An 11,203-nucleotide genomic window follows, 5' to 3' on the forward strand; every position below is an offset into this window, starting at 1 on the left:
ACCAAGGATGCGGAACATCAGCGGCTCCAACTCGACCAGAGCCGCACTCGTCACGGCGTCCGCTTCTATTCTCGATCCGCTCTCTCGGAGAGACCTTCCAAGAGAGCGGACACTTTTCCCATAATTTCCAGCACCGCCCGGGTCTTCGCCAACTCCGCGGCCAGTCTCGCGTTCTCGGCCTTCAACCGCCGGTTCTCCGCCGACCCCGCTGCCTGGGCCGGCCCAGGCGAACTCTTCGCCCCCAACGCGCTCCGGTCACGCGCCCTACGCCACTTGGCGACGTGCGAGTCGTACAACCCCTCCCGGCGAAGCAACGCCCCCCGAGCACCGTGCTCGGTCAATGCGTCGTACTCCCCGACGATCCTCAACTTGTACGCGTCGGTAAACGTCCGCCGCGTCGGCTGGCCTTCCCTGGAACCGGACCCCTTCGGCGCCTTCCCGCTCGGCCTTTCCGAACCACCCGACGACACGTCTGCCATGGTCAAAGTCGCAAGATCCTGATCCGCATCGCGCCCTACTCGCTACACCCGACGGATAGATCGTTCTGTCTCAACTCACCTTGGCAGAGAGGGGGTCAGCGTGGGAACCCGGGTGCCGACGTGGTGTCGGACCGCAGTATGGGCGACGTGAGACCGCAGGAGATAGGCGACGGCGACGCTCGTGTCGAGCGCGAGGTCGGTCACCGGCGCCCGGCGTCGATCAGGGCGAACACGGTCTCGTCGGTCACGACGGTGTCCGAATCGGCTACCAGGGAGCCGTCGACCTCTCGGAGCCGCGCCGTCCGTCCGGCGGGTACGAGTTGCAGACCGGCACCGTAGAGGCTGACATCGACGGACGCACCGGGCTCGAGGCCCAGAGCGTCACGTAGTGGCTTGGGATGACGATGCGTCCCACCGAATCGACGGTCGCTTCCATAGGGAAAAACGGCACCAGCCGATTCCCAGGCCATCCCCGGCGTACCAGAAAATTGGTCGCCGCGGGTTCGCTTGCCTGACCGCCTCAGGCTCCCAGGAATCGGTTGCGAGCGGCCTGCGCTCACCGGCTGTGGAGCACTGTCGGCCGGGTGACGGGGACGACGGTGAGGAGGCCGTCCAGTCCCGTGAAGTCGTCGGGGTTGGTCGTGAACAACGGCAGGTCCTCGGCTATTGCGATCGCGGCGATCATCAGGTCGGCCAGCCGTCGTCTGGGCTTGCGTCCGGCGCCGATCACGGCCGCGCAGACCCTGCCGTAGATGCGCGCGGCTTCCACGTCGAACGGAATGGGGTCGAACTCGTTCTCGGCACGCTGCAACACGTCCAGTCGCCGGGCGCGTTCGGCGTGCTCGTCGTAGTTGTCCTGCTCCTCGTTCCTGCGCACCTCGTGCGGCCCCGCGGAGAGCTCCGCCAGGGTGATAGCGCTGATCGCCATTTCGGCGGGAAGTTCGTCGGGGTCCACCCACCGGCGCAAGATCATGATGTTCGTGTCGAGTAGCCCGTGGGCGTGGTCACCGGTCATACGGGTCGTCCGGTTCCTGGTCGGCCGTGGCGTTCTGGTCGGCTCGGAAGGTATCCAGGGAGATGTCGGGGGCGCTGCGCGACATCGCCCTGAACTCGCTGCGCGGAACGAACCGTCGACGCCGCCGCAGCGGGATCAGCTCGCCGATCTGGTGTCCGTCGCGGGTGACCGTGAACGCCTGGCCGCCCTGGACCGCGTCCATGATCTCTTTTGACCTGTTGCGCAGATCACGCTGGGTGACCTCAGGTTGAGAACTCATACTGCCGACGATACCCGCCATGTGCCACCTGGTGCTACCTGGTGCCACTCTCAGGCCGAGATCAACTGTGGGATGTCACGTTACGCCGCGGGGGCGCCAACCGGAAGCCGTCCGTGACGGCCGGACGTCCGGACGTGAAGTCGTCGGCCGAACCTACTGCCGCTGGTACGACGACTGGTACCGCGACTGGTACCGCGACTGGTACCGCGACCGGCACGAGAACAGCCGCCCCGGGGTTACCGGCAACGGCGGCGCCGGCCCTCGGGTCTCCGGCGGTAGATCAGGCCGGCGTCGCGCAAGACGTGAACCCAAGACGTGAACCCAAGACGTGAACCGCGGCGGCGAGCCCGTCGACCGTCCACGGTTGACGGGGCTCGCCGGGTAGCAGGGCAGACGCCTGTGCCGCGGATCGCTGTCCGAACACAAGATTCAAAAAAGGCTCTGCGGCTGGGCAGGCCTTGTCAATTATCGTGCCCTTACATCGGAATTTCCGGTCGCAGGCGTCCGAGGTCAGATTCTTACGGCATTCTTACGGCGTTTCCCCTGCTCGCCATTCACCTTGACGCATCCAGCGACGCCTTTCTATCGTCGCGGGGTCGGGGTTTCGGTGAAATCTTGTTGATCCCAGGTTGCTGCAACGACGGAAAACTCACGAGATCCCGACGTCGATCGGTTCACGAACACGGGTGGGAATCCGCCCGAATGGAAGGAGAACGGCATGGCTGTGCTGTCAAAACGATGGTCGTCAAAACGATGGTCGTCAAAACGGTGGTCGCTCGCGGCTGCCACGCTCATGATTATCGCAGCTACGGGGGTGACAGGTGGTCAGGCGCTCGCCGGCGCGAACCAGCCGAAGGGCGCGGCCGCGGGACTGGGGCCGCTACGCGGTTTGCTGCCTCGTGATCACCTGACGCTCGAGAGCGCGCTCCAGGTCGATCTCAGCAAGGAAAGCGTCCGCCTGCCCATTTACAAGGGGAAGGCGAACGGCACGACGGTGTGGTTCACGCTCCTGGATGCCTCTGACGAGGGCCTGGCACGCGACCTGGGGGTGAACTATGCGCCTAAGCTCACCAATCTCGCCGTCGGCTGCCAGGAATGCGTCCAGACGGTGACCCTCGACGCGCCGACGCCGCAGCAGAACCGTTTCGGGCAGGCCGTTGTCAACTTCCAGGGCGCGCCCGATTTCAGCCCGACCCGGGTGGCCGAGCCCGGACCGGATGGTTTCCCGCTTGCCAAGTTCGCGCCCGGCGCGGTCGCCGGCCCAGGTTACAGCCCGTTCATCCGCCTCGCCGGGTCGAACGTCGTCTACAGCGCGCCGATCGTCGCGACCGGCGACGGTCCCTTCGACGTCGTCCACCACACCGACACCGGTGATCGTGTCCTGGGCATTCACATCGCACCTCCGTCCCCGCCCGGCCAGTACCTGGAGTCCTACGTCGACATGTTGTTCGTCAAGGGCTTCGACGCCGGCAAGCCGATCGTGTACATCAGCACCGACGCGGGCCAGCCCCTGACCGCCGCACTGGAGCGTGCGACCTACGTGCCCGCGCTGGACAAGGCGGCCTACAACGGCGGCGACGACTTCCTCGGCTCCGCCCGCGAGCGGCTGTTCGGGTTCATCAACGGCCAGACCGGCGCCGACAACAGCCAGGCACAGGGGTTCGTTCATCTCGCCAAGGACGGGCATGTCGCCGAGGACGCCAGCGCGGGTAACACCGCGCTGATCGACGCCCTGCGCAACGGCGGTGACCTGCTCAACGTGTTCGGTGACTTCCCGACCGAGACCGATCCCAGGCACGCGCTGGCCTACAGCCCGCTGTGGGACGCGCAGCTTGGCCTGTGGACCGACAAGGCCGTGCGGCAGGGCCTCAACAAGCGGCAGATCGACGAGGTCCAGGTGTTCAACCTGGCGGCCAGCCGGCCTGATCTGCTGACCGGCGTCGACCCTGCCACCGGTCAGCCCGCCCCCTACGGTTCCGTCGGGGTCGACATCAACTGCGCGGTGATCGGGTTCATGGACACAGCCCCGACCGCGAACCTCGCTGATCCCCTCCCCAACTCGCAGTTCCCGCCCAGGTAGCACTACCGGAGTTTCGCGGTGGGATGGGTGGACCCCGATCGGTATCGGGGTCCACCCGCCCCGGTCAGCGGGGCAGGCGCTGGTGGCCCGCTCGGAAGAACTCGACAGCCTGGTCCACCGAGTGGGCCTTTTCCCAGCTCAGGCTGGCGCCGAACGGCTGGTTCCAGAAGCCGTCCGGGTCCGGCGGCGTGGTGGGTAGCGACGGCGGCCCGACGTAGAGGTACGGATCATTCACGTAGTCGTCGCCGGGGCTGGCTCCGTAGTTGACACCGGAGGCGGCGAGGGCGACGTCGAGATGCTCCGGCCACAAGGTGATCGGGCTGGGCGCGTCCGGGTCGATCTCGGCGGTGAACCGGCGCAGCGCCTCGTCGGCCAGGGCATACCAGTCGGCGATCAACTGGGCGGCGGTCGGATCGACGACGAGCGGGGCGTCCAGGTCAAGGCTGGTAGCGGGGGTGTAGACGGCGGACGGGGCACCGGGCTCGATGCCGGCGGCCTGCCCGGCGGAGCGCAGGGTGGTGATGTCCGTCCGCCCGATCTCGCCGTTTGCGCGGACCACCAGCTCGCAGCCCTCGACACTGACCGTCCGGTGGTCGGGGCCGAAGGGCGGTGTGCCGAACCCGCCGGGCCGCACCACCAGGCCGATCCGCCCGGTGGCCCGGTAGCGGGACGCAGCCAGGACGTGTTCGGCCAGGGTGTGCAGGGACGTCCGGGTCTGCCCGAAACGATCAGGTAGCTGGTCGGTTCCGCTCATGGCCGCTCTTCCTTCCTCGGGGTGGGATGGGCGCCCGGTTGGGCTCGGAATCGGGCCGAGGTGCCGCGATGGCCAGCTGGCGCGATGGCCAGCTGGCGCGATGGCCAGCTGGCGCGGTGCCCCGATGGCGCGCGGCTTCTGTGGTTACAGCAGCTCGGCGTCCTGGCGGATGTGCAGGAGCGCGGGGCCGTCGCCGGTGAACAGGGCCGTCATCGCATCGTCGAGGTCACCGGGATGGGTGGCACTGTGGCCGGCCGCGCCGCAGAGGCGGGCGTAGGCGGCGAAGTCGGGATTGTGCAGGGAAGTCTGCCAGACCGGGAACTGCTCGCCGAGTTGTTCTTTGCTGATCTTACCGAGGGCGCCGTTGTCGAGCAGGATGTGTTTGATCCCGATGCCGTACTTGACCGCGGTGGTCACTTCGGCGAGGTATTGGCCGAAGCCGCCGTCGCCGGTGACGGCCACGACCGGGCGGCTGGGGTCGGCCGCCCATGCGCCGATCGCGGCCGGGTAGCCGAAGCCGATCGAACCGAGGTAGCCCGACATCAACACCGGCTGGCCGGCGGACTCGAAGTAGCGGCCGAAGGAGTAGGCGTGGTTGCCGACGTCGACGCTGATGACGGCGTCGGCGGGGATGTGCCGCCCGAGCGCGTCGAAGACCGCCGCCGCGGACAGTCCCCGGCCCCGGTCGTCGGCGACGCGGCGCGCCTTTTCAGCGCGCCACAATGCCCAGCGCGCCGCCACGTCCGGCCGCTGGTCCACCCCGGCCGTGGTACCAGCCGGACCGCCGTCGAGGGCCGCCGCCAGGGCGAGCAGGCTCAGTTCGGCGTCGCCGAGCACCCCGACGTCCACCTTCTGGAAGCGGCCGATGGCGGCGTGGTCATCGTCGATCTGGATGGCGGGTTTGTACGGCGCGATGCCGGTGTGGTTCGCGAACGACGCGCCGACGACGACCAGCAGGTCTGCCTCGTTCATCAGCCAGCTGGCGACCGGGGTGCCGCTGCGGCCCAGCACGCCAGCCCCGAGCGGGTGGGTGTCCGCCAGTAGCCCCTTGGCCTTGAAGGTCGTCGCGACCGGTGCACCCAGCCGTTCCGCCAGCGCTCGCAGGGCCGCTGCGGCCGGCCGGGCGCCATGCCCCGCGATGATGACCGGTCGTCGGGCGCGGCGCAGCAGATCGGCAGCCGTCCGCACGGCGGTGGCGTCGGGACCGCTGCGGCGGTCGGAGAGCCGGCCGTCGGGCCGGACCGCTGCCGCGGTCGCCGGCAGTACCTGCACCTCGTCCGGCAGCACCAGGTGCGCGACCCCGCGTCCGTCGACGGCGTGCTTGACCGCGAGCGCCGCAAGCTCGCCATGGTCGCTGCCGGCCTGCACCGTCGCCGTGGACACCGCGACGTCCCGGAATACCGCCGAGAGGTCCAGGTCCTGGAACGCTCCCCGGCCGAGAACCTTCGACGGCACCTGCCCGGAGATCGCCAACACCGGCGCACCGTCGAGCTTCGCGTCGTATAGACCGGTCAGCAGGTTCGTCGATCCGGGCCCGGCGATCGCGAAGCACGCCGCCGGACGTCCCGTCAGCTTGCCGTACGCGCTGGCGGCGAACGAGGCGGCGCCCTCGTGCCGGATACCGATATAGGTGATCTCGCCACGCGCCTCAGCGCGGCGCAGCGCGTCGGCGAAGCCCAGGTTGGAGTGCCCGACCATGCCGAACACGTGCCGGACGCCCCACGCGACCAGGGTGTCCACGAGAACGTCGCTGACGGTGCGGGTCTCGATCCGCGCCGGCGGCAGCTGCACGAACGCCCCGTCGTCCCGTTCGTGCACGGCGTAGGCGGTCGCCGCGTCGGTGAAGCCCGCCGGCGGTTTCCCCGTGGTGGGATCGTAGTCGTAGCCGTGCCACGGACAGCGCAGCCAGCCGTTCTCGATCGACCCCTCGCCGAGCGGGCCGCCCTGATGCGGGCAGCGGTTCTCCAGCGCCGAGAGCAACCCCCCGCACCGCGTCAGCGCCACACTGCGGCCACCGACCACGGCGGTACGCACCCGACCCTCGTCGGGCAGATCCTCGGCGTCCACCCGATGCCAGCCGGACGTCTCAGCCGGCTGCTCTGGCTGCTCTGGCTGCTCTGGCCGCTTAGCGGACATGGCGTGGCCTTTCACGGATTGTGCCGGCGCCGGCCGGCGGGTGATCGAGGTCTGCGGTCACCATCACGACGTCTTCCTCGCGGGAGGCTGTGCGGTGGTACGGCTGTGAGATAGGTGGATGGGCTGCCGTCGTCCAGCTGATTCCTGGAACAGTACAGACCCAGGCGGGGATGACGTCCAGGCGACGGCTTCAACGACGGCTTCAACGACGGCTTCACCGAGGGCTTTCGACGACGGGAATAGGCGCCTCGGGTCGCCGGTTGCCACGGTGGGTGAACCGCACCGGGGAACGTGGTGGGGGAGGTTTCGTCCTCCCAGCCGCTATATGGATCCGATCTCCATCAAGTACACCAACGCTCCCTTTCCATCACGGGGACCGGGCCGGGTATGTTTCGTCATCGCGGTGCAGAAGGCCGCAGCGCGCAGGCTCGACTGGTTGACCCACAACCCGCCGCCGGCTGAGCACGAGGCGCACGGTCTGTCGGCCGAATGACCGGCGCACGGAGTGACCGGCGCGAAGGGGACCTGGCCGTCAACCCACCCGGGCGCGGGCCCAGTCGTACCAGGACGCCGGCAGGCCGGGTGCTCGCAGGACGGCGCCGGTCAGCTGCGCGTCATGGGAGTGGTAGGCCGTTGCCACCAGGCCCACGGTGACAGCCTGGTCGGGGCTGGACAGCACGTGCAGGCGGTCGCCGGCCGCCAGCTCGCCCTCCTGGAGAACCCGCACGTAGGCCCCGGGTCTGCCGGCGGCGGCGAAGCGGCGCGGGAGGCTGCGGTCACCGAACCTGACGGCGAGCTTGTAGCAGGGCACGCGTGGCTGAGTGACCGCCAGCACGGCGGAGCCGATGGCCCAGACCTCGCCCACGGCGACGGAGCGTAGGTCGATCCCGGCTGTGGTCAGGTTCTCGCCGAAGGCGCCTGGTGGCACGTCCCGGCCGAGCTCATCGGCCCACCAGGCGAGGTCCTCGGCGGCGTAGGCGTACACGGCCTTGTCGACGCCGCCGTGGACGGTGGGGTCAGCCTGGCGATCGCCGGCCAGGTTGCACCGTCCGACGGCGACCCGGCCCGCAACGGGAGCCTTCCAGATCGCGGTGGTCACGACCGTACCGTCGACCTCGACGGTCCGCGGCAGGCCGACGTTGACGGACACCACCGTCGGACCCGCGCCGTCATCGCACATTTCGGCCTCCCTGTCAGTGCCGGGTGTGGGGCGGATCGGCCACGACCGGCGTTGCCGCGCGTACGTTCACGGCTGTTAGAGCGCCCGGCAATTGGTTCGTGGGCACATGACACCCTTGTCGATCAGAGAAACTCAAGCAATCCCCGGGCCGGGGTCAGGCGCGCAGCAGCGTGATCGTGCGACTGCTGGGGCTGGCGACCTCGGGGTCGGCGAGCACGTTCACTTCGACGCCGGTGGTCAGGACGCGGGCGATGACCTCGCGGTAGATCGGGTTCGCGACCCGTACCGGGTTGCGAGGGGTGATCAGCCCGAGGTCGCGGACGTAGGTCAGGTCGTCGTCGTAGGGATCGAGCGCGAGCAGGTTCCCGGCGAGGACGGGTTCGAGGATGCGCCGGACCCGGGGCTCGGCGAGTTTCGCGGCCAGCGAGTCCAGGTGAGTGGCGCGAGCCAGGATCAACCGCTCCTTGGCCTGGTCCACATGGTCGACGGTGATCGGTTCGCCGACCGGCACCCCGATCTCCTCGACGACTTCGAGGGCCAGCGCGTTGACCAGCCAGGGCTGCCCGGCGGTCAGCTCGATCGCCCGAGCGGTCGCCTCCGGGGTGAACTCCTGCCCTGTCTCGGCGGTGTGCTGGGCGTAGAGTTCGCGGACCTCCTCGGGCAGGAAGTCACCGAGTCGCAAAGACTTGATCTTGACGTTGAACGGGCTGGCGGTACCCAGCCGGGACGGGTCGCCCCCCGAGGCGGTCCCGGGGACCCGCGGAACCGCGAAGCGGTTTCGGGGGCAGGAGTCGCGGACGTCGCGCAGCCCGCACAGCACCACTGACGCCGGGAACCGCCGCGGACGTTGGTTGAACCCGGCCCGGAGCTGACGCAGCACACTGACCAGGCTCTGCCCGCGCAACGCGTCGATCTCGTCGAAGAACAACACCAGCGGCCGAGGACACACCAGCGCCCAGGCCGCGAGCGATTCCTTGAGGAGGTTGGCGTCCACCGTGTCCGGCCACGGCGGCGGGCGCAGCTCCGGCGGTAGGGCGATCTCGGCTTGGCTCCGGACCTCCTGCAGGATGCTGCGCTGGGCCGTGCCGTAGTCGTCACCTGCCGCCTCGCCGAGCTCGCACGAGAAATGCAGCGCCGCGTACCGACCGCCAGCTGTCAGCTCCTCCGCCAGCGCGCGCAGCGCCGTCGTCTTCCCGGTCTGGCGGGGAGCGTGGACCACGAAGTAGCCCATCCGCTCCACCAGCCCAGGCCCTTGCGGGAGCCGCCGAAGCGCCGGAATCATGTAGTCGTACGTGGGGCGACACGGCCCCGCCGTGTTGAACCGGCGCGTCACCACGCTCACCACCCTCCACGACCTCGGGCCGAGGATCGTCGTCGGTCACTCTACGGACCGCCGCCGAGCCCACACCCCACCTCGGCGAGCCTCACGCTCGGGCTCTCCTGATGATCCGAGCCCACTTCTGTAGTGAATTCCACTGGGGGTGCGGAAAGTCGCCGATCAATGATTTTAGGTGACCGATCGGGATAGATTAGACTAGGAGCGATTACTCAGATAGCCGATGATGCAACACGCCGTCGCCGAGCGCGGCATCTGACGTCCATTCGGCAGCACTTGCTCTTCATGTCGCCTGCACATGTACGGCTTTTCCACAAGCTCGCGCAGGGCTCTCGACCTCGGCGCCTCCCGCGCGTACCATGGACATGCACGGACGGTCGTCTGCCACCGGAAACGGCGGCATCCGCAGAGCGGCATAAGCCGGCCGACGCGCCTAGAGGGCCGCCACCCACGGGTAGGCGGCCTTCGTCGTGTCGTTCCACGGATGCATCTTGAGTCCGTAGGAGGTAAGCGGACGCCCCGGTCGCCGGTAGAGGCGGGACGCGAGTTCACGCAGATACCGAGTCTCCATGTTGCCGAAGCGGTCCGGCTCGAAGGCGGGAAACGTCGCGGACGCGGCCATGTCTGCGAGCTGGAGCCCCTCCACGCGGCTCGGTTGATCGATGCGACCACCGTGGCTGTCGAGCGCCCCCCAGGCGATCCGACAGTCGGGGTCCGCCTGTAGCGCCGCTTCGTATCGCCGCAGCTTGGTGGTCTCGAACCGTACGATATGCGCGAGCGTGTAGTCCAGAGTCGCGCCACGCGCCTGAGCGAGCCATGACAGTCGCTCCAGCAAGAACCTCAGCGTGTAAAGGTACGCGTGCTCTTCGCTTGGCAGAACGTCAGAGAGATGTCTCTTGCATACTACGACGGTGGAGATCGTGAGCCATGGGAGCGCCCCGACCGTCCGCGCGACGTGAAGACACGGGGAATGTCCCTTGAGGTTTTGCCAATGCAGAGTATCGCCCGGGCGTCGCTTGAGGTCGATACGGAGCTGAGCCAGCTCGGCGGCCATCGCCGGAAGGTGAGCGTCCGCGAGAATCACTGCGGACATGACGAAGTGGTCGGTCGACCTCGCCGTCACCGCGCGACCGCCCGCCTCGTCGATGAAGGCATGGAGCAGGGGAGCCGACATGGCCCCAGGCTACGGTGCCGCGTCAATTCGCCCACAGAGGGTCGCCATGCAGGCCAACGGCGACGACCAGGGGAATCATTTCCTTGTCCTGGATGTCGTACACGATCCGGTAGTCGCCGGTGCGTACGTGCCATTCGCCCGCACCGCCCACAAGCTGTCGAGCGGCCGGTGGACGGGGATCGTCGGCGAGGAGATCAATGACAGCCTGCACCCGGCGTCGGGCCGTGGGATCGAGTCTGCGTAACTGGCGGAGCGCATGCGGTGCAACACTGACCGTGTATTTCATGTCAGGCCGAGTTCGGCCTTGACCTCATCCCAGGGGATGGGCGTCTGCCCGGTCGTCATCATCTGCTCGCGCGCTCGTTCGGCTTCGCGTATGTCGGCCATGTCTTCGGCCAGCGCGAGGATGCGATCCAGGTCATCGGCATCGATGATCGCCGCAACTCGCCGGCCGCGACGGGCGAGGTAGACCGGCTTGTGGTCGGCCACCGCCAAGGCGGTATGTGCTACCGCCCGCAAGCGGGCGACTCGATTGTCAGCCGGGGAGTAACACGGCGGCAAACGGATGGCCGAACGCGGCGGCGTCTACGACGCCACTCCAGTGCCCTGCACCCCCACCGACGGCCTCGCCCGCCCGGTGCACCGGCTCGGCCAGCCAGTTCCTTCCGGCCCGTATGGTGGCCGTCGTGGATCTAGACGAGACCGGGTGGGACATCGAGCCGGGAACTGTATTGGTGCGGCGGAACCTACACAATCGGTACGGCGGTCGGCGTCAGGGCGGCATCGGCCC

General features: G+C 68.5%; 11 protein-coding genes and 1 pseudogene. 1 reads left to right on the plus strand and 11 read right to left on the minus strand.

The genetic code is table 11. The features are described from left to right. Positions 1-65: 65 nt before the first annotated feature. From U9977_RS26965 to U9977_RS13440, 4 genes are all read right to left on the minus strand, one after another. Complete coding sequence (locus tag U9977_RS26965) at positions 66-479, minus strand: transposase (RefSeq protein ID WP_416210595.1); 414 nt, start codon at positions 477-479, stop codon at positions 66-68. A gap of 200 nt (positions 480-679) precedes the next feature. Then, positions 680-949, minus strand: coding sequence for an AbrB/MazE/SpoVT family DNA-binding domain-containing protein (locus U9977_RS13430; protein ID WP_322749582.1), 270 nt, complete (start codon positions 947-949; stop codon positions 680-682). 86 nt (positions 950-1,035) lie between these two features. Then, entirely contained in the window at positions 1,036-1,494 is a 459-nt protein-coding gene (locus U9977_RS13435; protein WP_322749583.1) for a type II toxin-antitoxin system VapC family toxin, read from the minus strand. Further along, positions 1,484-1,753 carry a prevent-host-death protein gene (locus tag U9977_RS13440; RefSeq protein WP_322749584.1) on the minus strand — a complete coding sequence of 90 codons (270 nt, stop codon included), beginning with the start codon at positions 1,751-1,753 and terminating at the stop codon, positions 1,484-1,486. Before U9977_RS13440 ends, U9977_RS13435 begins: the two co-directional genes overlap by 11 nt. Before the next feature lie 718 nt (positions 1,754-2,471). On the opposite strand from U9977_RS13440, the gene U9977_RS13445 reads away from it, so the two are divergent. Then, positions 2,472-3,833 (plus strand): hypothetical protein, encoded by a 1,362-nt coding sequence (locus U9977_RS13445; RefSeq protein WP_322749585.1) that lies wholly within the window; start codon positions 2,472-2,474, stop codon positions 3,831-3,833. A gap of 64 nt (positions 3,834-3,897) precedes the next feature. Here the strand turns inward: U9977_RS13445 and U9977_RS13450 are convergent, their stop codons facing one another. The 7 genes and pseudogenes from U9977_RS13450 to U9977_RS13480 all read right to left on the minus strand — a co-directional run bounded on the left by U9977_RS13450 (position 3,898) and on the right by U9977_RS13480 (position 10,902). Further along, on the minus strand, positions 3,898-4,587 hold the full coding sequence (locus U9977_RS13450; protein WP_322749586.1) for a hypothetical protein: 690 nt from the start codon (positions 4,585-4,587) through the stop codon (positions 3,898-3,900). A 144-nt stretch (positions 4,588-4,731) separates the two neighbouring features. Next, a complete protein-coding gene (locus U9977_RS13455; RefSeq protein WP_322749587.1) occupies positions 4,732-6,723 on the minus strand; it encodes a thiamine pyrophosphate-binding protein in 1,992 nt (663 codons plus the stop codon). 532 nt (positions 6,724-7,255) lie between these two features. Further along, positions 7,256-7,903, minus strand: a complete 648-nt coding sequence (locus U9977_RS13460) for an MOSC domain-containing protein (protein WP_322749588.1) — start codon at positions 7,901-7,903, stop codon at positions 7,256-7,258. A 202-nt stretch (positions 7,904-8,105) separates the two neighbouring features. Further along, positions 8,106-9,236 (minus strand): annotated as a pseudogene (locus U9977_RS13465) (ATP-binding protein); the annotation flags it as partial. 436 nt (positions 9,237-9,672) lie between these two features. Next, a complete protein-coding gene (locus U9977_RS13470; RefSeq protein WP_322749590.1) occupies positions 9,673-10,413 on the minus strand; it encodes a DUF3800 domain-containing protein in 741 nt (246 codons plus the stop codon). A 22-nt stretch (positions 10,414-10,435) separates the two neighbouring features. Further along, the gene (locus U9977_RS13475) at positions 10,436-10,699 is read right to left on the minus strand and encodes a type II toxin-antitoxin system RelE/ParE family toxin (RefSeq protein WP_322749591.1); all 264 of its coding nucleotides are present in this window, start codon (positions 10,697-10,699) and stop codon (positions 10,436-10,438) included. Beyond that, positions 10,696-10,902: a type II toxin-antitoxin system Phd/YefM family antitoxin gene (locus U9977_RS13480; protein WP_322749598.1), complete on the minus strand. Its 207-nt coding sequence runs from the start codon at positions 10,900-10,902 to the stop codon at positions 10,696-10,698. Before U9977_RS13480 ends, U9977_RS13475 begins: the two co-directional genes overlap by 4 nt. Positions 10,903-11,203: the final 301 nt, after the last annotated feature.

It is taken from the genome of Protofrankia sp. Cas8, from assembly GCF_963555845.1.
In the GTDB taxonomy this organism is placed as follows: Bacteria; Actinomycetota; Actinomycetes; order Frankiales; family Frankiaceae; genus Protofrankia.